This window comes from Ornithinimicrobium avium (genome assembly GCF_003351765.1).
GTDB classification, from domain to species: Bacteria; Actinomycetota; Actinomycetes; order Actinomycetales; family Dermatophilaceae; genus Ornithinicoccus; species Ornithinicoccus avius.
Genome location: NZ_CP031229.1, coordinates 1,325,237 through 1,348,910, shown reverse-complemented (window position 1 = coordinate 1,348,910; position 23,674 = coordinate 1,325,237). Strand labels below are relative to the sequence as shown.

The following is a 23,674-nucleotide window of genomic DNA, read 5'->3' as shown; positions in this document are numbered from 1 at the left end:
ATGACCACCGACAGCACCCGCCTGCACGCCCCGGCCCCGTTCATCGACCGGGCGCCGCAGCCCTCCGGGATCCTCGCGCCGAACACGTTCATGAAGACCCTCGGAGCGGTCTGCTTCGTCACGGCGCTCGTCCTGCCGTTCATCTCGGCGACGCCCTACCTCATCTCCATCCTCACCAGCGCCTTCATCTACATCGTGCTGGCGATGGGCCTCAACGTCGTCGTCGGCTACGCCGGCCTGCTCGACCTGGGCTACATCGCCTTCATGGCGGTCGGCGCCTACACCTCGGGCATCCTGACCACCCGGTTCGGCTTCTCGATGCTGGAGACGATCCCGTTCGTCGTGGTCGCCTGCATCATCGCCGGAGTCATCATCGGCGGGCCCACGCTTCGGCTGCGCACCGACTACCTGGCGATCGTCACCCTCGGCTTCGGCGAGATCGTGCGTATCACCGCCAACAACCTGACCGTGACCGGCGGACCGACCGGCATCCACGGCATACCCACGTGGTCGTTCTTCGGCTGGTCCTTCGCCGACGGCGTGACGATCGGCGGGCTCTACTTCAACTCCAAGATCCTCTTCTACTACTTCGTGCTGGTCGTCGGCGTCGGCGGCGCGGTCGTCGCGGCGGCGCGGCTGGGCAAGGGGAAGATGGGCCGGGCGTGGAAGTCGATCCGCGACGACGAGGACGTCTCCGAGGCGATGGGGATCAACGGCTACCGCACCAAGCTGATGGCCTACGTCATCGGCGCCATCTGGGGCGGTTTCGCCGGCACGCTCATGGGCGCGCACCTCACCGCGATCTCGCCCAACAGCTTCCTGTTCCTCTACTCCGCGCTGGTCCTGATGGCCGTCGTGCTCGGCGGCATGGCGTCCACGCCCGGTGTCATCATCGGTGCCCTCTTCGTCTCCCTGGCCCCCGAGTTCCTGCGGGAGTTCTCCGAATGGCGCTTCCTGCTCTTCGGCCTGCTCCTGGTGGTGACGATGGTCTTCCGGCCCAAGGGCATCTGGCCCGAGAACGCGGTGCTGCCGTTCCTGAAGAAACGGCAGGTCCCCGCCCACGAACCCGTCGGTGCGACCGGGCCCGTCGCCGAGCCGGAGGAGGCGTCATGACCCTGCTGCAGGTGGAGGACCTGGCGATCAGCTTCGGCGGGATCAAGGCCGTCGACGGCCTGTCGTTCTCGGTGTCGCAGGGCGAGATCGTCTCGGTGATCGGGCCCAACGGCGCCGGCAAGACCTCGGCGTTCAACTGCATCTCCGGGTTCTACCGGCCCAACCAGGGCAAGATCCACTTCGACGGTGAGTCGATCATCCGGCGCAAGCCGTCCTACATCACCCGCGCGGGGATGGCCCGGACCTTCCAGAACGTGCGCCTGTTCAAGGACATGGACGTGCTGGAGAACGTCAAGACCGGGATGCACTCCCGGCTGCGGCAGAACGTCCTCGACATCATGCTGCACACGCCGCGCTACCACCGCAGCGAGGCGGCCTGCACGCAGGACGCCCGCGGGTGGCTGGACTTCGTCGGCTTCCGCGCCGACGACGAGCTGCTGGTCACCCAGCTTCCCTACGGCGAGCAGCGCCGGGTGGAGATCGCCCGCGCGCTGGCCACGCAGCCCAAGCTGCTGCTCCTCGACGAGCCGGGCGCCGGGCTCAACCACTCCGAGAAGAACGAGCTCATGGAGCTGATCCGCAAGGTCCGCGACGCGGGCATCGGGATCGTGCTCATCGAGCACGACATGGGCCTGGTCATGCAGGTCTCCGAGCGGATCGTGGTGCTCAACCACGGCAGGGAGATCGCCGACGGCACCCCGGAGGAGATCAAGAACGACCCGGTGGTCATCGCAGCCTACCTGGGGGAGGAGGAGACGGTATGAGGCTCACCCTCGACTCGGTCGACCTGTTCTACCACCGCGTGCACGCGCTGCGCGAGCTCTCCCTCGTGGTCGAGGACGGCGAGATCGTCTCGCTCCTGGGCAACAACGGCGCCGGCAAGACCTCGACGCTCTCGCTCATCTCCGGGCTGGTCAAGGCCAGGTCGGGAGAGGTGACGTGGGGCGAGCACGACCTGACCAGGATGCGTCCCTGGGACATGGTCGGCGCCGGACTCATCCACGTGCCCGAGGGCCGGCGGATCTTCTCCACGATGAGCGTGCACGAGAACCTCCTGCTCGGCGGCTACCTCGTCGACGACGCCCAGCTCGTGCGCGACCGCACCGAGCACGCCTACGAGCTGATGCCGCGCCTGGCCGAGCGGCGCAACCAGCAGGGCGGCACGCTCTCCGGCGGCGAGCAGCAGATGCTGGCGGTCGGGCGTGCGCTGGTCAGCGGGCCCAAGCTGCTCCTGCTGGACGAGCCGTCCATGGGGCTGGCGCCGCTCGTCGTCAAGCAGGTGATGGAGGTCATCGAGGCGATCAACGCCGAGGGCACCACCGTCCTGCTCGTGGAGCAGAACGCCCGCGCCGCGCTCAAGATCGCCCACCGCGCCTACGTGCTGGAGTCCGGCCGGGTGACGATGGAGGGTCCGGCGTCCGAGCTGGCGCAGGACCCCAAGGTGATCGAGGCCTACCTGGGGGTGTGAGTCCCGCCGCGGGGCGGGCCCGTCGACGGAACCGGGGCAGTCGCCCCGTCTTGGTCGCCGGCTGGGGCGCCTCGTCGACGAAAGCCGTGCACTCGCCGCTCGGGTCCGCCTGTGTGATGTCCCTCTCGATGACGCCGCCGTGCCCGTTCTTCAAGCTCCCGGCGGATAGGATCGGCTTCGCCGGGTCGTCCCGGAATCCACCCTCGGGGAAAGCAGGGCAACGGTGCCTTCGTTCGTTTCGGTCGTGGCGACGCTGGTCGCCGGCAGCGTGGTCGTCGTCGGTGGAGGCGCGGTCTACGGCGCCATGAGAGACGTGCCCGGCGCGGACCGGGCGGTCGTCGTCGGGGTGGTCGACGGGGACACCCTCGACGTGCACTACGACGGGACGGACCACCGGATCCGGCTGCTCAACGTCGACACCCCCGAGACCAAGCACCCCGCCAAGGCGGTCGAGTGCCTCGGCCCGGAGGCCACCTCATACCTGGAGCGGGTGCTCGAGCCGGGCGACGAGGTGCGGCTGGAGTTCGACGTCGAGCTGCTCGACCGCTACGACCGTGAACTGGCCGGCGTCTTCGAGGATGACGTGCTGATCAACGCCGAGATCGCCCGGCACGGGCTGGGGGTGCCGGTGCTCTACGAGCCCAACGAGAAGTTCTACGACGAGGTGGTCGCCGCCTACGAGGAGGCGAAGAGGGCGGGGGAGGGGATGTTCAGCGCTGACCTGACCTGCACCTTCGAGGCGCGGACCCAGGGGTATGCCGCAGCCGTCGCCGCCCTCGAGGGGCAGCTCGACACGGACGAGCCGGCGGACGTCGGCAGGGAGGCGGCCGCGGCGGTCGCGGCCGGGTCGGCCCTGCTGGCGCTGATCGGGGGAGCCGACCCGGGCAGCCTGGAGGCCGCCGGCCTGACCGGGCCCGAGCTGGACGGCCTGCGCGCCGAGGTCACCGGGCTGCGTCGGCGGGCCCAGGACGTGGAGGCCTCGGCGGAGGAGAAGGTCGAGCGGCTGGCCGCCGAGAAGGCGGAGGCGGAGCGCAGGGCGAAGGAGAAGGCGGAGCGCAAGAAGCAGGTGGAGGCCGAGCGGAAGGCTGCCGAGGAGGCGGAGCGCCAGGCGGAGGCCGAGCGCCAGGCCGCCGCGGAGGCGGAGCGGAAGGCAGAGGCCGAGCGCCAGGCCGCCTCCGAGGCCGAGCGCGAGGCGCAGCAGGCGGCCGCCGAGGAGGAGGCCAGGCGACGCCAGCAGGAGCAGTCGCAGATCCAGCCGTTCGCGCCCCAGCCGCCGCCGGCACCGGCCCCCGCGCCGGCACCGGCCCCGGTCGCCGTCTGGTACCAGAACTGCACCGCCGCGAGGGCCGCCGGAGCGGCGCCCGTCTATGTCGGGCAGCCGGGCTACGGCAAGCACCTGGACCGGGACGGCGACGGCGTCGGCTGTGAATGAGAAGATGAATTCAGCAATTCGGTAGGACAAAGGCGCGACCCGGGAGAATCGATGCGCCGTGTTTTGCCTTCCTGCGACACAAGTCTGGTTATGCTCACCCCATGATCGGCGAGCGCCTGAAGGAATTGCGCACCTCACACAAGCTGTCGCTGCGCGACCTCGGGTCGGCGACCGGGCTCTCGGCCACGTTGCTCAGCCAGATCGAGCGTGGCGTGACCAACCCGAGCCTGAAGACGCTGCGCCTGCTTGCGGACCACTTCGGGCAGTCGATCTCGACCCTGTTCGAGAACGCACCCTCGATCGACGTCGCCCAGGTCACCAGGCCGGGGGAGCGCACGTCCATCGCCGCCGACGGGCTGGTCCACTACGAGCGGGTCACGCACGGCAACGGCAAGCTCGAGGTGCTGCACGGGCGGCTGCAGGTCGGGGAGGCCTCCAGCGAGGACCCGTGGAGCCACGAGGCGGTCGAGTGCGCCTACGTGCTCTCCGGGCAGCTGACCGTCGAGGTCGACGGCGAGGTCCACACGCTGGGCCCGGGGGAGGCGGTCACGCTGCTCTCGACCTCGCCGCACCGCTACGTCAACCGGGGCGAGGACGTCGCCGAGTACCTCCTGTCGGTCACCCCGCCGACCCCCTGACGGCGGGGGCCCAGGCGCGCCGACCCCAGCCGACCGCACCGTCCACCCTTGTGCAGGAATGCCGTGACACGCCGGTACGCCACCGTACCGGCGTGTCACGGCACCGCCGCACGAAGGCTCTCCAGAGGAGCCCACCCACGCCGGCGGTTCAGCCCAGCTCGTGCTCCAGCACCCGCTCCAGCAGCGGCAGCGGCGGCGAGCCGTGGGCGAGCAGCGCGTCGTGCAGCCGGCCCAGCGGCATGCCCGCCCCGAAGCGCTCCCGCAGCCGGTGGAACAGGTCGCGCCCGAGCACGTAGGTCGAGGGGTAGGTCGGGTTGTCGTGCCGGGTGTAGCGGTCCACCTCCCCGGTGGCCATCCGCCGGTCCATCCCGGTGCGCCCCATGAGCAGCGCGACCGCCTCCTCGTGGTCCGTCCGCCCGGTGTGCAGCCCCGTGTCGATGACCACCCGCAGTGCCCGCCACAGCCGGTTGCGCCGCGCGAAGAGCGCCTGCGGGCCACGTCCGAACGCGGTCTCCTCCAGCAGGTCCTCGACGTAGAGGCCCCAGCCCTCCACGAACAGCGGCATCCGGAAGAACCGCAGGAACGACTCCTCGTCGGTGCCGAGCTGGTGGTGCACCGACTGCAGGTGGTGGCCGGGGTAGGTCTCGTGCCCGACGATCGAGCGGACGAAGGTCGGGCAGTTCTCCCGCTCGTGCCCGGCCCGCCGCTCCGGCGTCGCGTGAGGGTCGACCGGCGTGATGAAGAACCGGCTCACGTGCTCGCGCGCATAGGCGGGCACCGTGCGCATCTCGCCCAGCGGCAGCCCCGCGCGCCGGAACTCCGGCAGCGGCTCCACCACGCACGCCTCCTCCGGCGGGACGGTGAGCAGGTCGTGCTCGAGGGTGATCCGGCGGGCCCGCTCCGTCTCGCTCCGGTATGCCGTGAGGAACTCCTGCGCCGGCGTCCGCTCCGCGCGCAGCGCGGCCACCTGCTCCTGCCAGGTCCGGCCGGGGTCGAGCTCGGCGGCCAGCTCGACCAGGCCCTCCTCGGCGGCGCGCACGCCGGCCCAGCCGTGCTCCCACAGCTCGTCCACGCCCAGGTCCAGGCAGTGGTAGTCGCGCAGCAGCCCGGTGAAGACCGCCTCCCCCACCGCCCAGGTGCCGCCGCCGGTGGACGCCAGGGTGCGGCTGTGCTCCAGGAGGTCCTCGACCGCCGCCGCCAGGGCGCGCAGCAGCAGCTCGGCGAGGGTATGCAGCCCGCCGGGCAGCCGCGGGGTCAGCGCGGCGAGGTCGGTGGTCACCATCGAGCGCAGCCCCTCCGCGGCCGGCACCGCCAGCTCGGCCCACAGCGGCGGGACGTCGGCGGCGTGCAGCTGCTCCCGCGCCCCGGCGAGGAACCCCGCGGCGGAGCGGAGCAGGTGGACGTAGGAGGCGGCATACCCCTCGTCGGGCAGCAGGTCGGGGCGGACGGCGGCGAGGGCGTCGCCGAGGGTCTCGACGTACCAGTAGGGGGCGCGCGCCCACGGGCGGGCGACGCGCAGCTCGACCAGGCGCACGGCGACCTCGGCGCCGACGCAGCGCTGCTCGAGCCAGGCTGGGGTGCCGGGCGCGGCGGTCGCCTCCCCGGACCAGGAGAGCAGGAGCGCCTCGAGGCCGGCGAGGTGCTCGGGGTCGGTGCGCGGCAGGTCCAGGGTGGGCGCGCCGGTGCGGGGGTCGAGGGCGCCGACGCGGCGGGCGGTGACCGGGTCGGCGGCGACGAGGGCCGCGGCGAGCTCATGCACGGGCGGCCTCCGCCAGGGTCGCGCGCAGGGGGGCCATGCCCATCGGCCCGAGGGAGAGGGCCTGCGCGTGGAAGGCGTGCTCGTCGAGCCCGCGGGTGAGCGCGGCCTCGCGGGCGTCCTCCCAGAGCCGCGCGCCCAGGGCGAAGGCGAGCGCCTGGCCGGGCCAGCCGAGGTAGCGCACGACCTCGAAACGCGCGGTCTCCTCGTCGCAGCCGGCCGCCTGCGTCAGCACCTCGACGCCGACGCCGGGCTCCCAGCGGGTGGCCTGCGTGAAGGGGTTCGCGGGGACGGGCAGGTCCAGGTGCAGCCCCATGTCGACGACGATCCGGGCCGCGCGCCACCGCTGGGCCAGGACGGTCCCGAGCTGCTCCGCGGGGTCCTCGAGCAGTCCCCACGCCCCGGCGCGGCCCTCCACGTAGTGCGCCCAGCCCTCGGCGTGGCCGTGCACGTGGCACAGGTGGCGCTGCCAGGGGTGCAACGTCGTCGTGGCGGCGGTCACCGCGTGCTGGAGGTGGTGGCCGGGCACGCCCTCGTGCAGCACCGTGCTGACCTCGCGCCAGACCGGCACGCGCTGCGCACCGGTCGGGGTGGACCAGACCACGCGCCCGGGCCGGGTCCCTGCGGGGTCGGGCGGGGAGTAGTAGATCGACCCCGATCCCGGCGCGGCGAGCACCGCCTCGAGCGGGATGGCCGCGGGCACGTCCAGGACGACCCCGTCGAGGGTGCGCGCGGCGCGGGCCGTGCGCTCCTCGACCCAGGCGACCAGCTCGGGACCGACGGGGACCAGCCCCTCGGGCCGGGCGTCGAGCAGCGCCTCGGCCTCCGCGAGACCGGAGCAGCCCAGCGCGAGGGCCAGCCCCTCGGCGCGCGCCGTGAGCTCGTCGAGCAGCTCCCACCCGTAGGCGTAGGTCTCGTCCAGGTCGACCTCGGTGCCCAGGAAGGCGCCCGCGGTGGTCCGGTAGAGCCCGGCGCCCACCGCGTCGGTCGCACTGCCGCGCGGTGCGTGCGCGGTCAGCAGCCAGGAGGCCAGGTCGCGGCACGCCTCGCGCGCCCGTTCGAGGCGGGTATGGGGTGCGCTCCCCTCCGGTGCGCCGGTGCGGGTGAGCAGCCGGCCCAGGCGGTCGTCGGCGGCCGGGTCGGCCCAGCGCAGCAGCTGGGCGGCCAGGGTGCGCGACTGGCGGGCGGGCGCGACATACCCGTGCGCGGCGGCGGCCTCCAGGCGCTCGGCGTAGGCGCCGAGCGCGGCGGGGACCTCGGCGAGGCCCTCGAGCAGCCGGTCGGGCTCGCGGACGGCGGACTCCAGGCCGGAGAGGACCGCGTGCGCGGGCGAGGCCAGGGGAGCCACGAGGCCGGGGGTGAAACCGCTGTCGTGCAGCTCCAGGTCGCTGGTGAGCCGCTCGGTCAGAGCACGACGGAGGACCTCGGCGGGCCCGGTCTGCACACCGGTGGCGTGCAGGTCGGCGAGCGCCGTGCGGGCGAGGTCGGCGCGGGTCTCCACGGCGTCCGGCCCCGGGTCGGCCCAGAGCCGGTCGGTGGGCAGGCCGACGGCCTGCGCGGCGCGCGGGTCGAGGTCGGCGAGCCCGGCCACCAGTGAGTCTGCCGCCCGGCCGGGTGCGCCGAGGGCACGGCTGAGGCTCATCGTGCTCCTTGGGAGGGGTTGTGCGCACCCTAACTGCACGGGGGGAGGGGTCCGCACCCGGGTTTCGGCAGGAGCAGGCCCGGCCGGGTGCGGCGACACGCCGGGCTGGGCGAGAAGTTGGCGACGGCGTGTCCCCAGCAACGGCGCGGGGAGCGGTGCGGAGGGGGAAGGGCACGGGCGTGGCGGGTGTTGCATCTAGTAGGCCCGCAACCTAGGATCCCTAGATGTAGTAGTTACAGCACTGTGGTTCATCCACATGTTGTGCACAGCCGAGGGCGTGTCACGCACACGTCGTCCACAGACTGTCCCCAGCACCACCCACAGGCGGCACCTCGACGAGGGGCTGCTCCACGACGTCGAGGAGGCGTGAGATGCACTGTCCGTTCTGCCGCCACACCGACTCGCGCGTGGTCGACAGCAGGGTCCAGGAGGAGGGCACGGTCATCCGCCGGCGCCGGCAGTGCCCCGAGTGCGGGCGCCGCTTCGGCACGCTGGAGACGGCGACCCTCTCGGTCATCAAGCGCTCCGGCGCGACCGAGCCGTTCAGCCGGGACAAGGTCATCACCGGGGCGCGGAAGGCCTGCCAGGGCCGGCCGGTGACCGAGGACCAGCTCCAGCTGCTGGCCCAGCAGGTCGAGGAGACGATCCGCGGCCTGGGCCAGGCCGAGGTCGATGCGCACGAGGTGGGCCTGGCGATCCTGGGGCCGCTGCGGCACCTGGACGAGGTGGCCTACCTGCGCTTCGCCAGCGTCTACCAGGCGTTCGACTCGCTGGCGGACTTCGAGCAGGCGATCACGCTGCTGCGCAGCGAGAACGACGCGCAGAGCGGTGCCACCGGACACACCACCCAGGGTGTGTCGGTGGGCGCTGCTGAACTGCATACCAAGAGCTAGAACGCACCACACCACACACCGCTCAACCATCGAAGGAGAGAGCTCATGACGGAGACGACCGGGGCGAAGCCGCGCACCCGACGTGGCGGCAAGGGCCTGAAGATCGACCGGATCTTCACCACCCCAGGCGTCCACCCCTACGACCAGGTGACCTGGGAGAAGCGGGACGTCGTCCAGACCAACTGGAAGACGGGGGAGACGATCTTCGAGCAGCGCGGCGTGGAGTACCCCGACTTCTGGTCGGCGAACGCCTCGACGATCGTGACCACGAAGTACTTCCGCGGTGCGGTGGGGACGGCGCAGCGCGAGCAGAGCCTCAAGCAGCTGGTCGACCGGGTGGTGCTCACCTACACGCAGTCCGGCAAGGACAACGGCTACTTCGCCTCCGAGGAGGACGCCGAGATCTTCGAGCACGAGCTGACGTATGCCCTCGTGCACCAGATCTTCTCCTTCAACTCCCCGGTGTGGTTCAACGTGGGCACCAAGAGCCCGCAGCAGGTGTCGGCGTGCTTCATCCTGTCGGTCGAGGACTCGATGGACTCGATCCTCAACTGGTACCGAGAGGAGGGCAAGATCTTCCAGGGCGGCTCCGGGGCCGGCCTCAACCTCTCGCGCATCCGCTCCTCCAAGGAGCTGCTCTCCTCCGGCGGCACCGCCTCCGGCCCGGTCTCCTTCATGCGCGGTGCCGACGCGTCCGCGGGGACGATCAAGTCCGGCGGTGCGACCCGCCGCGCGGCCAAGATGGTCGTGCTCGACGTCGACCACCCCGACATCGAGGAGTTCATCGAGACCAAGGCGCGCGAGGAGGACAAGATCCGCGCGCTGCGCGACGCCGGCTTCGACATGGACCTGGGCGGCAAGGACATCGTCTCCGTGCAGTACCAGAACGCCAACAACTCGGTGCGCGTCTCCGACGAGTTCATGCGTGCGGTCGAGGAGGGCGCCGACTTCGGCCTGACCTCCCGCCTGGACGGCTCGGTCATCGACACCGTCGACGCCCGCGAGCTCTTCGAGAAGATGGCCAAGGCCGCGTGGGAGTGCGCCGACCCGGGGCTGCAGTACGACGACACGATCAACGACTGGCACACCAACCCGGAAACCGGACGTATCACTGCATCTAATCCATGCAGTGAGTATCTGTCGTTGGACAACAGCTCCTGCAACCTGGCGTCGATCAACCTGCTGAAGTTCCTGCGCGAGGACGACACCTTCGACGTGGAGACCTTCGAGAAGGTCACCGAGCTGGTCTTCACCGCGATGGACATCTCGATCTGCTTCGCCGACTTCCCGACCGAGGCGATCGGCCAGACCACGCGCGACTACCGCCAGCTGGGCATCGGCTACGCCAACCTCGGCGCGCTGCTCATGGCGACCGGCCACGGCTACGACTCCGAGGGCGGCCGCGCGGTCGCCGGCGCGATCACCTCGCTGATGACGGGTGCCGGCTACAAGCGCTCCGCCGAGCTCGCCGCCGTCGTCGGCCCCTACGCCGGCTACGCCCGCAACGCCGACGCGCACAAGCGCGTCATGCGCAAGCACCAGGCGGCCAACGACGAGCTGCGCACCCTGGGTGCGATGGACTCCGGGATCCACAAGGCCGCCACGAAGGCCTGGGACCAGGTCGTCAAGCTCGGCGAGAAGAACGGCTTCCGCAACGCCCAGGCCTCGCTGCTGGCCCCGACCGGGACCATCGGCTTCATGATGGACTGCGACACCACCGGCATCGAGCCGGACTTCTCGCTGGTGAAGTTCAAGAAGCTCGTCGGCGGCGGCTCGATGCAGATCGTCAACCAGACGATCCCGCGCGCGCTGAAGCGGATGGGCTACACCGAGGAGACCATCGAGGCGATCGTGGAGTACATCGCCGAGAACGGTCACGTCATCGACGCCCCGGGGCTGCGCCCCGAGCACTACGAGGTCTTCGACACCGCGATGGGCGCCCGGGCCATCCAGCCGATGGGCCACGTGCGGATGATGGCGGCTGTCCAGCCGTTCCTGTCCGGCGCGATCTCCAAGACGGTCAACCTGCCCGAGTCGGCCACCGTCGAGGAGATCGAGGAGGTCTACCTGCAGGGCTGGAAGCTCGGCCTGAAGGCCCTGGCCGTCTACCGCGACATGTGCAAGGTGGGCCAGCCGCTCTCCGACGGCAAGGCGGGCAAGAGCGACAAGAAGGCCGAGAACGAGGCCGAGCCCACCGTCGAGAAGATCGTGGAGTACCGTCCCGTCCGCAAGCGCCTGCCCAAGCGCCGCGCCTCCCAGACCACGAGCTTCGCGGTCGGCGGCGCCGAGGGCTACCTGACGGCAGGCACCTACGACAGCGGCGACCTGGGCGAGATCTTCCTCAAGTTCGGCAAGCAGGGATCCACCCTGGCCGGCGTGATGGACGCCTTCTCGATCGCGGTGTCGATCGGCCTGCAGTACGGCGTGCCGCTGGAGACCTTCGTGGAGAAGTTCACCAACCTGCGCTTCGAGCCGGCCGGCCTCACGGACGACCCGGACGTGCGCATGGCGCAGTCGATCATGGACTACGTCTTCCGCCGCCTGGCGCTGGACTACATGGACTTCGAGTCCCGCTCCTTCATGGGTATCCACACCGCCGACGAGCGGGCCCGACAGCTGGAGACCGGCTCCTACGCCCCCGTCACGCCGAACAACGGCTCGGACGAGGACGTCGACGACCAGCTCGAGTCCTTCAGCCAGAGCGCGGCCGTGAGGGCCGAGCCCAAGGCGAAGAAGGCCGACCAGGTCGAGGACAAGTCCGGCGCCGGTGCCGCCGACGCCCGTGAGGTCCAGGGCGTGCACTCCTCGGCCGAGCTCATGGAGCAGTTCGCCGGCAAGATGAACGACGCCCCGATCTGCATGACCTGCGGCACGAAGATGCGGCCGGCCGGGTCCTGCTACGTCTGCGAGGGCTGCGGGAGCACCAGCGGCTGCAGCTGACTCGCTCACGCGACGAACGGGGTGACGCCCACCAGGGCGCCGCCCCGTTCGTCGTGTCCGCCGGGTGGGTCAGTCCCCTCCGGTCTACTGGGTCCAGGAGCGAGGGAGGAAGCGCGATGGGTCTTGCGGGCGACGAGTTGGTGGCGACGCGCAGGCGGACTGGTCCCGCTGTCCGACCTCGGCGTGCAGACCGTGACGAGCGAACTCCTAGAGCTCTGCTTCGGCGACGGCTCGCAGGTGCGCTGCACGCCGGACCACACCTTCACGCCCGTCGACGGACGGTCGGTACGTGCGGATACTCTGCGCCCGGAAGACCGAGTCCCGCGGAGCGTCGCCTACGTCCCACGCAACGAGTGCCCTGAGCTACTGCCGGAGGCGGCCGTGGCGGTCGCCAGGCGATCGAAGCTTCGAGGTGCCCGAAATGTGGGACGAGGATCTCGCCCACTACCTGGGCTGGCTCGTGGGCGACGGCAACTTCAGCCATCGCCGGGCAGTCACGATCTACGGCTCCCAGGACGACATCGGCGAGATCATGCCGCAGCACCGCATGCTGCTAACGAGGTGGACCCGCTTCGAGTCGAAGCCCAGCCTGCAGATCAACGGCACGGTCCAGCTCCGGCTCAACCGCCGCGACTTTGTCGACTACCTCTCCGGCCTCGGTGTCGTGCAGAAGAAGTCCGCGGAGAAGCTCGTGCCGGAGGCTGTCCTCACCGCTCCCGAGGAGGCACTGGTCGCCTTTCTCCGCGGGCTGTTCGACGCCGACGGCTGCGTCGTGAACGATCCAGGCACTGCTCGGGTCTCTCGGCATCTGGTGTCGGACCTACCGGTCTGATCGTCAGAAGGCCTGTATCGAGTACACGCGGAAGGACGGCAGCCGCGACCTACTCGTCGTCCGGTCCGTCGTTCGACCTGCGCGTCACCGGCCGGTCGTTCCGCCGAGTTTGCCGTCCTCGTGGACTTCAGGCTCGGTGCTCAACGGCTCAAACTCCTTGATCTGATCGACTCGCACGGCTGGTACGCCACCCGCGAGTCCGTGAAACTGCGCCGGATGAGATCACTCCCGGCTTCGCCTGCCGTCGCAGGGTAGAGACCCCTCCTCTCTGGATCCCTGTCCCTGCACTCTGGCAAGCTGAGCCCCGTGGAGCCGGGAATCTACGAGCAGCTGGTCACCGCAGACCTACAGGAGCGACTCGGCCAGGCCCTGGTCCGTGCGCGGCTCGGGGACGTCGACGAGGCTGACCTGCCTCACGTGCTCGGCCGTCATGTCCAGGAGGTCGTCACTGCACGCCTACGCTCGACCCGCGGCAGCGAGGAACGGCTGCGCCTCATCAACGGCATGCTCGATCTGCTCGAGTCCGCGGACGAGGAAGTGCAGCACCCTCCCCGACAGCTCCTCAGCATCGCTTCGGGCGCTGCTCCGACTGTCCGCAGGGTCGGGCTGGCCCGTCCTGCGACGCCGCTCAGCGACGCAGCGCTGCTGACCAATGCCCGCGGCGAGCCGAACCTCGGAGCCGAGATCAAGACAGAGCTCGAGTCATCGGACGAGGTCGACCTGCTGATCGCTTTCGTGAAATGGCACGGATTGCGGCTCCTGACGCCAGAACTTGAGCGGCTGCATGAGCGAGGCGTGCCGCTCCGCGTTATCACGACCACCTACATGGGCGCGACCGAGCGGGCTGCGGTCGACCGACTCGTGCGCGAGTTCGGGGCGCAGGTGCGCATCCAGTACGACGCCCAGCGGACGCGCCTGCATGCCAAGGCATGGATGTTTCGTCGGCGCACGACCTTCGACACTGCCTATGTCGGCTCATCCAACCTGTCGCGGGCAGCCCTCCTTGACGGCGTGGAGTGGAACGTCCGCCTGTCCAGGGTGGCGACACCGGCGCTCCTGGAGAAGTTTCGGGCGACCTTCGAGACCTATTGGTACGACGACTCGTACGAGCTCTACGACCCGGACCGGGACCGCGACAGGCTCGACGACGCGCTGGCCGAGGCGTCCGGTCGCAAGCAGGGGAGCGGTGTCACGATCACGCTCTCCGGTCTGGAGGTGCGTCCCTTCCCCTACCAGCTCGAGATGCTCGAGGCGCTCGAGGCCGAGCGGGTCGTGCACGACCGGCACCGCAACCTCGTGGTGGCCGCAACCGGCACCGGCAAGACGGTGGTGGCCGCGCTCGACTATCGCAACCTCGCTCACCAGGCAGGCGGACGGCCGAGCCTGCTGTTCGTCGCCCACCGCAAGGAGATCCTCGAGCAGTCACTCCGGACCTACCGCGAGGTCCTCGCCGACGGAGACTTCGGCGAGCTGTATGTGAGTGGTGCCCGGCCCGAGCGCTGGCGCCACGTCTTCGCCAGTGTCCAGTCCTTGACGTCATACGGTGTCGACCAGATTCCGTCCGACACCTACGAGATCCTGGTGATCGACGAGTTCCACCACGCCCAGGCGGCAACCTACCGGCGCCTGATCCAGCACTTCGAGCCGGTGGAGCTCCTCGGCCTGACAGCCACTCCCGAGCGGTCCGACGGAGTGGACGTCAGGGACTTCTTCGACGGTCGGACTGCGGTGGAGCTGCGCCTCTGGGACGCGCTCGGCGCAGACCTCCTGTGCCCCTTCCACTACTTCGCTGTCGCCGACAACACCGATCTGCGCGACGTGAAGTGGACGCGCGGGAGGTATGACGAGGCGGAACTGGAGTCGCTCTACACCGGTAACGACGTCCGGGCCCAGATCGTCCTGGCCCAGCTGCGCGACAAAGTGCTCGATCCCGGCATCATGCGCGCCCTGGGCTTCTGCGTGGGTGTCGACCATGCCCGCTACATGGCCTCCGTCTTCCAGCGGGCCGGCATCCCTGCCCGGGCGGTCAGCGGAGACACACCCCTTCACGAGCGGGAGCAGGCACTGCGGGACCTGCGAGACCGGCGGCTCAACATTCTCTTCGCTGCCGACCTCTTCAATGAGGGGCTGGATATGCCGGAGGTGGACACCGTCCTTTTCCTCCGGCCAACCGAGAGCGCCACCGTCTTCCTGCAGCAGCTGGGGCGTGGGCTGAGGCGGACGAAAGACAAGGCCGTCCTGACCGCTCTGGACTTTGTGGGCCACCACCGGAAGGAGTTCCGCTTCGACCAGAAGTACCGAGCCCTCACCGGCAGCAGCAGACGTGCGCTCACCGATGGCATCGAACGAGGCTTCCCTTTCCTGCCGTCGGGCTGCCAGATCGTCATGGACAGGCAGGTCCAGAAGATCGTGCTGGACAACATCAGGTCGCAGATCTCCAGCCGCTGGCCCCAGATAGTCTCCGAGCTCCGAAACTACGGCGAGCTGGAACTGAGTCGTTTCCTGGAGGAGTCCAGCTTGGAGCTCGCCGACGTCCTCCGGAAAGGGCAGCGATCGTGGACGCAGCTGCGGCGAGCCGCCGGCCTGCCGACCCGAGCGGGGTCACCCCTGGAGGAGAAGCTGCTAAGGCGAGTGCGTGCATTCGCGCACGTCGACGACAAGCCTCGCGCCGAGGTTTACCGGCTCTTGCTCTCAGACGCAGCTCCCGCCTATGCTGACCTTTCGTCTGGGGAGCGCAGAATGGCGGAGATGATGTTCTTTTCCCTCTGGCCGGACGGGGGAGGGCATCCCTCCTACGACGCGGGGATGCGAGCTCTGCGTGAGCAGGAAGCGCTCCGCGACGAGTTACGAGCTGTGGTCGACCTCTCCTTCGAGGCGGCACGCCACCAGGCTTTCGCCCTTGAGGGCATACTGCGAGACGTCCCACTCCGCGTGCACGCCCGCTACCAGCGAGAGGAGGTCCTCGCCGCCCTCGACTATGTGTCGCCAGCCTCTCGTAAGCCGAATTCTTTTCGAGAGGGTGTGCTCTACGTCCAGGACCGGAACGTCGACGCGTTCTTCGTCACGCTCAGGAAGTCCGAGGCGGACTTTTCGCCGACGACCCTGTACCGCGACTATCCGATCAGTCCTACGCTCTTCCACTGGGAGTCGCAGTCCACAACCTCAGTGGGCTCCGCGACCGGACACAGGTACCTCAGCAGCGCCAGCACGGTCCTACTCTTCGTCCGTGAAGAGAAGGAGGACGAATTCGGCACCAGTCCCTACCTTTTCGCCGGGCCGATGCGTTACGTGAGCCACCAGGGCAACAGGCCGATCGCGATCACGTGGCAGCTCGAGCATGCGCTCCCGGCAGACTTCTTCTCGGCGGCGACCGTAGTTGCTAAGCTAAAGAGGGATGCCTGCGCGATGAACATGCTTCGGGCAGCGGCCGTAGACGCGCGGGGGTGGTCAGTGGATGAGGCTTTCGAGCAGGGCCTGCCGTTCGAGCACGGCGTGACTCGTCGGGTGGGAATGGAGCGGCACGCTCGAAGCTGGAGTACACGAACCTCGCACTGAGGTTCGTCCCCCAGACGTTCACCGTCCCCGAACTGCAGGCGGTCTGCGCGAAGCCGCTCGACGATCGTGAGGGATGGTACGTCGGGACTCAGGCCTAGCATGGCCTCAGGTCCCAGCCCACCTGAGGAGAGTCTCGTGCCCGTGCAGCACATCGTCACGGCGGCGAGATGCGCAGACTTGCCGAGCACATTCTCGTCGAGGGCCGCACGAGGTTACTGTGCCTGATTTTCGTCCGCGGGCTGCACTACTGGCAGCCGCCAGGTGGGCATCCGCCGGAGCTCTCGAGCGTGCGCCTGCACGACGACGCACGATCGTGAAGGCTGGCGCTGGCGGGCAGCATCGCCAGGTGCGTGCTGCCGTGAGTCGCGGGTGAGCCTCGACCTGCGGTTCCTCGCCGCCCTCGCGCCGATCGTCCTGGTCCTGGTCCTGCTCGTGGTGCGGGTCCCGTCCATGCGGGCCGGTGTCGTCGGGCTCGTCGGCGCGCTCGTGGTGGGGGCGACGGCCTTCCCGATCGGCAGGCCCGAGGCGCTCGCCGTCCTGGGGGACATGGGGCCGCTGGTCGTGGAGATCGCGGTCATCCTCCTGGGCGGCGTCGGCCTGGCCCAGGTGATGACGCGCGGCGGTGCGCAGGGGCGGATCGCCGAGTGGCTGGAGGAGGCCGAGCGCGGCGCCGACCGAACCCTGACGCTCCTGCTCCTGGTCTTCGGGCTGACGCCGTTCATGGAGTCGGTCACCGGCTTCGGGCTCGGCGTCGTCATCACCGCCCCGCTGCTGGTCCGGCTGGGCCTGACCCCGGTGCGGGCGGTGGTCACCGGCATGCTGGGCATGGTCCTCGTGCCGTGGGGCTCGATGGCTCCTGGGCTGCTCGTCGCCGCACAGCTCGGCGGGCAGGACTTCGTCGAGCTCGGGGTGTGGACGGCGGTGCTCACCCTGCCCGTCCTGGTGGTCGGCATGGTCGGAGTGCTCGCGCTCAACGTCGGCCGCCCGCGGCCCCCGCAGCTGCTCCTCGCGACCGTGGTGGTCCTCGTCCAGTGGGCGGTGCTGATCCCCTCGAACCTGCTCGGGCCGCCGCTGGCCGGCGTCCTGGCCTCCGCCGCGATCATCGCCCTTCTCCTGGGCGTCACCCGCCTCGCGCGCGGTCCGTTGCCCCCGGTGACACGCGAGCTGCTCACCGCCCTCGTCCCGTATGTCGTGCTCGTCGCCGGCATCCTCGCGGCCACCGCGCTCCTCGCGCTGGCAGGTGACGGCACACCTGGGTGGATCACCAGCCCGGCGCTCTGGCTCGTGGTCGCCGCAGCTGTCGCCACCGCCACGGTCGACCTGCCTTCCGCGGACCGATGGGCACTGGTCGCCGGGACGCTGCGGCGGTGGGTGCCCATCGCCGGCAACGCGATCGTCTTCATGCTCATCGGGATCGTCATGGCCGGCACGGGGATGGCCGAGCACCTGGCCGTCACCGCGGCGGGCGCGGGCTACGGGTTCGTCGCCGCTGTGCCTGCCGTCGGGGCGCTCGGCGGCTACCTGACCGGGTCCAACACGGGCTCGGCCGCGATGTTCTCCGCCGCCACGACGAACGGGGCAGCCACCCTGGGCGCGGACCCGCTCGTCGCGCTCGCCGGCCAGAACGTCGCCGGCTCGATCGCGATCATCGCCTCGCCGCCGCGGGTGGCCCTGGCGACCGGGGTGGTGCTGGAGCCGGGGGAGCGGCTTCCCCCACGGGCGGTCGCGGTCCTGCTGGGAGTCGTCCTCGCCTCGACCGTCATCCTCGGCCTTGTCGTCCTCGCGCTGGCCTGACGGCGCGGGTGGCTACGGCACCATGCGCAGCGCGTCGAGGAAGACGACCGGCCGCAAGGCCCCGTGGATCGGGTCCTGACCGGGCAGGACATAGGTCGGGATGCTCGTGACGCCACGGTCGCCGGCTCGTGCTCTGTCCTGCCGGACCGCGTCCGCGTACCGCCCGCTCAGGAGCGCCTCGCGCGTAACGGCCGCGTCCAGACCGACGTCCGCCCCGAGCGCGACGAGTCCGTCGACCTGGCGCAGCTCGTGGCCGTGCTCGAAGTAGGCCGTGAAGAGAGCATCCAGCACAAGGCCCTGCACGCCGTGGGCCTTGCCGTGGTGCAGCAGCTGGTGGGCCAGGAAGGTGCTGGTGTGCCGGACCGCGTCGAAGTCGTAGTCCAGGCCCAGCCGGGCTCCCGTGCTGACCACCTGCCTGATCCTCCGCAGGTCGGCGCCTGCTGCCTTCGTGCCGGGGTAGAGCCGGCGCAGGAACTCCGCCTCCGTGCCGACGTAGTCGTCCGGCAGGTCCGGCGCCAGCTCGAAGGAGTGGTACTCGACGGTGACAGGCCGGTCGTGCTGGGCCGCGGCCTCCTCGAAGCGTCGCTTGGCGATCCGGCACCAGGGGCAGGCGATGTTCGTCCCACCAGGGGCTGGTCCTCTGCCCAGCACGTGACTGCTCAGGCGGCGCCCGACGTGCGCGGTTGCCATACTGGGGCGCTCCCTCCAGGAAGAAGGCACATGCTCGAGGCGCTCAACGCCTTCATCGAGGCGAACGCCGACTCGGCGTGGCTGCTGCCGATCGTGCTGCTGCTGTGCATCCTCGACGGCGTGCTGCCGCCGGTGCCGTCCGAGGCGACGCTGGTGGCGCTCGGTGCGGTGGCGGGCGCGGAGGGTGACCCCAACATCGCGGCGCTCATCGCCGTGGCTGCCCTCGGAAGCTTCCTCGGTGACAACCTGACCTACACCATCGGCAGGCACACGCGGCTCGGTCGGCTCCGGGACAGCAAGCGGCCCAAGGTGCGCGGCTTCGTCAACTGGGTGGTCAAGATGCTGGACCGGCGCGGCGGCACGATCGTCATCGCCTGCCGCTACGTGCCGGGCGGCCGACAGCTCGTGAACCTGACCGCCGGCGCCACCGAGTTCCCCCGCCCGCGGTTCATGCTCTTCGACGGCATCGGCGTCACCACGTGGTCCGCCTACAACGTGGGCGTCGGCGCCCTGGCCGGCAGCTGGCTGGAGGAGCAGCCCCTCCTGGGCCTGGTCATCGCCATCGTTCTCGCCCTGGTGCTGGGCTGGTTCGCCGAGCTCGGCGCCAAGCGGTGGCGGTCCCGCACCGAGCGCCGGGTCGGGGTCGCGAGCTGAGGAGCCGGCCCGCTCAGGGCACGGTCGCGACCGCGGCCCGCGCCAGCGCTCCCAGCGTGAAGCTCCCCTCCCGAGGGCCGAGACGCTCGAGGTATGCCGTGCGCAGCGCCTCCTGCTGCTCGCCGGGCAGCGCCGCGAGGTAGGCGCCGGCGGGGCCGACGCCGAGCCTCAGGCTGGACCAGAGCTCGTCGACGTCCTCGTATCTTGCCTCGACGGCGACGGTCTCCTCGACGACGTCCACGAGGCCTGCTCCGCGGAGCAGCGCGGCAAGCTCGTCGGGGTGTCCGAACCGCATCGTCCGCAGCTCCTCGGGAGCAGCGGCGTCGACGTCGTTACCGGCCTGCCAGAACAGACGCAGCATCTCCATGCCGCCGAGGGCGTCCCACACGCACACCGCGACCCTGCCGCCCGGCACGGTGACGCGCGCCATCTCGGCGACCCCGCGCTCCGGGTCGGGGACGAAGTGGAGGACGAGCTGGGCCAGGCAGACGTCGACGCTGTCGTCCTCGAAGGGCAGGTCCTCGGCGCTGGCCTGCCGCACGTCGACGCCGGGGCAGCGGGCCCGGGCGGCCGCGAGCTGGGCGGGTGCGGGGTCGCACGCGGCGACGTTGTCGACGCCGAGCCGGCCGACGAGCTCCGCGGTCAGCATCCCGGTGCCGCAGCCGACGTCCAGGGCCCGCTGGCCCTCGGTCACGCCAGCCAGGTCGGCGAACGCCGGCGCGAGCGGCGCCGCATACCGGCCCATGAAGAAGTCGTACGCCTCGCCGCCGGAGCGGAAGGTGGCGGAGCCGGTGCCCGGTGCCATGAGGCCCTCCTGCAGGGTTCCCGATGCTGTCGTCCCCCATTGTCCACCCGACGGCGCTGGCCTGGGTGCTGTTGCGTCCGGCGCGCACGATGGTCGAAAGTGCCGCGAATGGCCAGGACGGGCTGGATCGTGCACGCCGGGCGAAACATCTCGACGCAGGGTCGCGCTCTCGCGGCGATGGCACCACACTGGATAGCGACGGCCGGCACACCGACCCGAGCGCCCGAGGAGACCACCGTGGAGAAGCACTCATTGACCGCCCTGGCCCGGACTCTGCTCGAGGGGGCCAGGTCGTCCTCGACGGGGCGAAGTGCGCGGACGGTCTACGGCGGGCACGAGCACTTCCTGCGCCAGACCATGGTCGCCCTGCTCGAGGGCCGCGCGCTCGACGACCACGACGGCCCGGGCGAGGCCACCCTCCACGTCCTCAGCGGTCGGGTCCGGCTCGTCGGCGAGGACGCGGAGTGGGAGGGCATCGCCGGCGACCTGCTCGTCGTCCCCACCGCCCGCCACCGGCTCGACGCGCTCCAGGACAGCGCGTTCCTGCTCACCGTGTGCACGCGCTCCTGACCGCACGCCGGCCGTGATCGCGGAGTTCGAGTCGGGTACCGCTGGGCCGCGAGCTTGACGCAGAACCGCCGCTCCTGCGGGCTTTTCCGCCGCATCGGGAGGGGCTCCCGGCGGGGTGGGCCATACTGGAGGTGTGAAAAGTCGGTCCGGATCCCAGCGGCGTCATCTCGCCACCAGCCCCTTCAAGCAGAAGGTCGAGCCCGAGGTTCCCCGCTTCGCGCTGCACGACCGCGTGTCACACCAGTCCTACGGACTCGGGCGCGTCATCAACGAGGAGCAGGCGGCGGTGACCGTCGACTTCGGAGACTCGACCCACCGCATCGTCAGCCCGTTCCACAAGCTCGAGCGCCTCTAGTCCAGAGCCCCAGCCAGCCGGCAGCCCCACCCCGACCGGCCCTACAGAAGGGTCAGACGGCGTTGCCCCGCCCGGCACGCCTGAAGTCGCCGGGCCCGCCGGTGACGCGGTAGGACAGCCCGAGGGCCAGGCCCAGCACGAGGCCGACCGCGATCATGCTCCACCGGTCCGTGGCAAGGGACAGCGCGAGACCGATCGCCATGCCGACGGCGATCGCGACAGCGAGGCGCTGCCGCCGGATGTCGGCGTCCCGGTCCCCACGGTCACCCACGTCTTCCAGTCTGGCAGCGGTGGTGCGTCCGCGCAGGTCCGGAGGCGCCCGACCGCCAGGCCCGACGTCATACCCTGACCGACGGCTCGGAAGGGCGGCCGGCAGGGCCCGGCGAGGTGGGCGCCGGGTGGTCACGCAGCTGCCGGACCAGGTAGACCGCGTAGGCGGTGCTGACGGCCACGACCACCGCGGCCAGGACGAGGTCCGACCGCCCGGACCCGGCCGACACGCTGCCCACGATGTTGAACACGACGTGGAAGGCCACGCCCGGCAGGATCGAGCCGGTCAGCGCGACCAGGAGCGCCAGCACGACGCCGACGGCGATGGCCACGACGATCTGGACCAGCTGCTCCACTCCCGTGTAGCCGCGGGCCAGGTTGAGGATGTGGCCGAGACCGAAGGTGAGGCCCGAGACGACGACCGCCGCAGTGACGCCGCGACGGGCCGCGACCGCCTGGTAGAGGAAGCCGCGGAAGAGCAGCTCCTCGAGGAAGCCGACGCCGATCATCACCGCCACGACGAGGAGCACGTCCGGGGCGTCCAGCCGGCGGTCGACTCCGGTGGTCAGCTGGAGCAGCGCGATGACCAGCAGCGGCAGGAAGTAGAGCGCGGGGGTCAGCGTCGCGCGGCGGGGGAGCCGCACACCGAGGTGCGCCAGCCGCCCCTCGGCACGCAGGCCCAGCACGAGCCCGGCGGACAGCAGCAGCAGCAACGGTGCGGTCGCCGACCCCGGCTGCCCGAGCGTGGCCGAGACCCCCTCACCCACGTTGAAGACGACGATGTAGACCGCGATCCAGGCGACCGCGTGCCAGACCGGGTGCGCCTCCCTCAGCCTCGTCAGCACGGTTCCCGACCTCCTCACGGGGACGTCGCCCGCGGGACGGGTGGCCGACGGTGCGGCATCTCCTACAGTATGTAGTTTAGTCGCTTTTCTGCTGGGTGGTGAAGGTCGGCGCCGAGTCCGGGGACGTGGCAGAGTCGACCCGTCCAGGACGGCACCACAAGGAGACTTCCCATGGCACGCAAGGTCACCGCCCACCTGTTCAGCTCGGTGAACGGGGTGGTCGAGTCACCCGACCGGTGGCAGTTCGACTCGTTCGGCCCCGACGACATGGCGGGCATGGGGGCGGCCATCGCCGACGTGACCGACGTCGTCCTCGGCCGCAAGCTGTGGCAGGAGTGGGCGGACTACTGGCCCGGCGCCGACGACCCGTTCGGCGCCTTCATCAACCCGGTGCGCAAGCACGTGATCACCTCCACGCTGGACGACGTGTCCCGCTGGCAGGGCTCCTCGATCGTGGAGGGCGACCCGGTGGACTACCTCCGGGCCCTCGCGGCGAACGGCGAGACCGGGACGATCGCCGTCAACGGCGGCGTCGAGACGGTGCGCTCGCTCTTCCTGGCGGGCGTGATCGACGCGCTGACGCTCACGACCCACCCGGTCGTCGGCGTGGGCCGGCGGCTCTTCGACGAGACGGTGCCGGTCACGCGCCTGGAGCTGGTCGAGGGGCGGACGACGTCGACGGGCAACGCCTCGCTGACCTACCGGCTGCGGGCCTGACCCGGATCAGGCGAGGCTGCAGAAGAGGTCGGTCCGCAGGGTCGCCGGGTCGGACTCCGGGGTCGGCTCGGTGACGTAGACCTCCCACATCGGCCCCGCGGGTGTGAGCCCCTGCTCGTCGACCCACGTCGTCAGCCGCTGCCACGAGGCCGGGAGGTCGTCGTAGGGACCGGTGTGCACGAGATGCGCGGCCCGGCCGCCCGGGAGGCTGGACGGTGTGACGTCACCGTCCACCTCGAAGGCACCGTTGACGAGCATCCCCACCTCCAGCTCGACGCCGTCGGCGGGCGGGGCGAGGAAGAGACCGTAGGCCGCCGAGGGAGTGATCCCCTGCTGCGCCACGGCCTTGGCCACCGTGCCGAAGGAGCGGTCGTAGAAGTCGCGGAGCTCGGCCATCGTCACCGTGCCGCGGACGGCCACGGTCGGCGTGGGCTCCAGGTCGACGATCTCGGGCTGCGCGCTCATGACCGGCGTGCCCTCCGGCTGCTGACCGCCAGCCAGATCCCGGCGAGCAGCACCAGGGGCCCGACCACGGCCCAGAGGGTGACCCCGGTCATGGAGCTGCCCTGCAGGTACCCCAGGCCCTGCAGGGTCCAGACGGCACCCGCCGCGGCGAGCAGCAGTCCGATGACCAGTCTCACGACGGGGCTGCGCATGCCCCCACTGTAGGCGCCGCAGGCTCCCTGCGGCGGCCCACGGTGGCGA

The 23,674-nt window shown here is 70.7% G+C and carries 22 protein-coding genes; 14 read left to right on the top strand and 8 right to left on the bottom strand.

The features are described from left to right. The 5 genes from DV701_RS06110 to DV701_RS06090 all read left to right on the top strand — a co-directional run bounded on the left by DV701_RS06110 (position 1) and on the right by DV701_RS06090 (position 4,651). On the top strand, positions 1-1,113 hold the full coding sequence (locus DV701_RS06110) for a branched-chain amino acid ABC transporter permease (RefSeq protein ID WP_114927523.1): 1,113 nt from the start codon (positions 1-3) through the stop codon (positions 1,111-1,113). Further along, positions 1,110-1,877, top strand: coding sequence for an ABC transporter ATP-binding protein (locus DV701_RS06105; RefSeq protein ID WP_114927522.1), 768 nt, complete (start codon positions 1,110-1,112; stop codon positions 1,875-1,877). The genes DV701_RS06110 and DV701_RS06105 overlap by 4 nt, the downstream gene beginning before the upstream one ends. Beyond that, on the top strand, positions 1,874-2,581 hold the full coding sequence (locus DV701_RS06100; RefSeq protein ID WP_114927521.1) for an ABC transporter ATP-binding protein: 708 nt from the start codon (positions 1,874-1,876) through the stop codon (positions 2,579-2,581). Before DV701_RS06105 ends, DV701_RS06100 begins: the two co-directional genes overlap by 4 nt. Positions 2,582-2,804: 223 nt before the next feature. After that, entirely contained in the window at positions 2,805-4,013 is a 1,209-nt protein-coding gene (locus DV701_RS19095) for an excalibur calcium-binding domain-containing protein (protein WP_162802839.1), read from the top strand. Positions 4,014-4,114: 101 nt separating this feature from the next. After that, entirely contained in the window at positions 4,115-4,651 is a 537-nt protein-coding gene (locus tag DV701_RS06090) for a helix-turn-helix domain-containing protein (RefSeq protein WP_114927519.1), read from the top strand. Positions 4,652-4,799: 148 nt separating this feature from the next. On the opposite strand, the gene DV701_RS06085 is transcribed toward DV701_RS06090, so the two are convergent. Then, entirely contained in the window at positions 4,800-6,410 is a 1,611-nt protein-coding gene (locus DV701_RS06085) for a DUF885 domain-containing protein (RefSeq protein WP_114927518.1), read from the bottom strand. Beyond that, entirely contained in the window at positions 6,403-8,049 is a 1,647-nt protein-coding gene (locus DV701_RS06080) for a DUF885 domain-containing protein (protein WP_114927517.1), read from the bottom strand. Before DV701_RS06080 ends, DV701_RS06085 begins: the two co-directional genes overlap by 8 nt. A 371-nt stretch (positions 8,050-8,420) precedes the next feature. On the opposite strand from DV701_RS06080, the gene nrdR reads away from it, so the two are divergent. The 5 genes from nrdR to DV701_RS06055 all read left to right on the top strand — a co-directional run bounded on the left by nrdR (position 8,421) and on the right by DV701_RS06055 (position 18,063). Beyond that, positions 8,421-8,942 carry a transcriptional regulator NrdR gene (gene nrdR, locus DV701_RS06075; RefSeq protein ID WP_114927516.1) on the top strand — a complete coding sequence of 174 codons (522 nt, stop codon included), beginning with the start codon at positions 8,421-8,423 and terminating at the stop codon, positions 8,940-8,942. 45 nt (positions 8,943-8,987) lie between these two features. After that, positions 8,988-11,882 (top strand): vitamin B12-dependent ribonucleotide reductase, encoded by a 2,895-nt coding sequence (locus DV701_RS06070; protein WP_114927515.1) that lies wholly within the window; start codon positions 8,988-8,990, stop codon positions 11,880-11,882. Positions 11,883-12,303: 421 nt separating this feature from the next. Continuing rightward, complete coding sequence (locus tag DV701_RS06065) at positions 12,304-12,714, top strand: LAGLIDADG family homing endonuclease (RefSeq protein ID WP_114927514.1); 411 nt, start codon at positions 12,304-12,306, stop codon at positions 12,712-12,714. A gap of 306 nt (positions 12,715-13,020) precedes the next feature. After that, complete coding sequence (locus DV701_RS06060; protein ID WP_114927513.1) at positions 13,021-16,269, top strand: DUF3427 domain-containing protein; 3,249 nt, start codon at positions 13,021-13,023, stop codon at positions 16,267-16,269. Between the two features lie 369 nt (positions 16,270-16,638). Further along, a complete protein-coding gene (locus DV701_RS06055) occupies positions 16,639-18,063 on the top strand; it encodes an L-lactate permease (protein WP_202863649.1) in 1,425 nt (474 codons plus the stop codon). A gap of 12 nt (positions 18,064-18,075) precedes the next feature. Here the strand turns inward: DV701_RS06055 and DV701_RS06050 are convergent, their stop codons facing one another. Next, positions 18,076-18,753, bottom strand: coding sequence for a DsbA family oxidoreductase (locus DV701_RS06050; RefSeq protein WP_114927512.1), 678 nt, complete (start codon positions 18,751-18,753; stop codon positions 18,076-18,078). A 30-nt stretch (positions 18,754-18,783) separates the two neighbouring features. On the opposite strand from DV701_RS06050, the gene DV701_RS06045 reads away from it, so the two are divergent. Continuing rightward, positions 18,784-19,407, top strand: a complete 624-nt coding sequence (locus tag DV701_RS06045) for a DedA family protein (protein ID WP_114927511.1) — start codon at positions 18,784-18,786, stop codon at positions 19,405-19,407. Between the two features lie 13 nt (positions 19,408-19,420). Here the strand turns inward: DV701_RS06045 and DV701_RS06040 are convergent, their stop codons facing one another. Then, positions 19,421-20,212, bottom strand: coding sequence for a class I SAM-dependent methyltransferase (locus tag DV701_RS06040; protein WP_114927510.1), 792 nt, complete (start codon positions 20,210-20,212; stop codon positions 19,421-19,423). A 237-nt stretch (positions 20,213-20,449) separates the two neighbouring features. Between DV701_RS06040 and DV701_RS06035 the strand changes: the two genes are divergently transcribed. Further along, positions 20,450-20,782: a cupin domain-containing protein gene (locus DV701_RS06035; protein WP_114927509.1), complete on the top strand. Its 333-nt coding sequence runs from the start codon at positions 20,450-20,452 to the stop codon at positions 20,780-20,782. Positions 20,783-20,915: 133 nt separating this feature from the next. Then, complete coding sequence (locus DV701_RS06030) at positions 20,916-21,137, top strand: hypothetical protein (protein WP_114927508.1); 222 nt, start codon at positions 20,916-20,918, stop codon at positions 21,135-21,137. A gap of 52 nt (positions 21,138-21,189) precedes the next feature. On the opposite strand, the gene DV701_RS06025 is transcribed toward DV701_RS06030, so the two are convergent. Together DV701_RS06025 and DV701_RS06020 are read right to left on the bottom strand one after the other, a co-directional pair. Then, positions 21,190-21,408 carry a hypothetical protein gene (locus DV701_RS06025; RefSeq protein WP_114927507.1) on the bottom strand — a complete coding sequence of 73 codons (219 nt, stop codon included), beginning with the start codon at positions 21,406-21,408 and terminating at the stop codon, positions 21,190-21,192. Between the two features lie 67 nt (positions 21,409-21,475). Next, on the bottom strand, positions 21,476-22,252 hold the full coding sequence (locus DV701_RS06020; protein WP_114927506.1) for a CPBP family intramembrane glutamic endopeptidase: 777 nt from the start codon (positions 22,250-22,252) through the stop codon (positions 21,476-21,478). A gap of 171 nt (positions 22,253-22,423) precedes the next feature. On the opposite strand from DV701_RS06020, the gene DV701_RS06015 reads away from it, so the two are divergent. Then, positions 22,424-22,969, top strand: a complete 546-nt coding sequence (locus DV701_RS06015; protein WP_114927505.1) for a dihydrofolate reductase family protein — start codon at positions 22,424-22,426, stop codon at positions 22,967-22,969. Between the two features lie 6 nt (positions 22,970-22,975). On the opposite strand, the gene DV701_RS06010 is transcribed toward DV701_RS06015, so the two are convergent. Beyond that, on the bottom strand, positions 22,976-23,434 hold the full coding sequence (locus tag DV701_RS06010) for a GyrI-like domain-containing protein (RefSeq protein WP_114927504.1): 459 nt from the start codon (positions 23,432-23,434) through the stop codon (positions 22,976-22,978). After that, positions 23,431-23,625: a hypothetical protein gene (locus DV701_RS06005; protein ID WP_114927503.1), complete on the bottom strand. Its 195-nt coding sequence runs from the start codon at positions 23,623-23,625 to the stop codon at positions 23,431-23,433. Before DV701_RS06005 ends, DV701_RS06010 begins: the two co-directional genes overlap by 4 nt. Between the last annotated feature and the right edge of the window lie 49 nt (positions 23,626-23,674).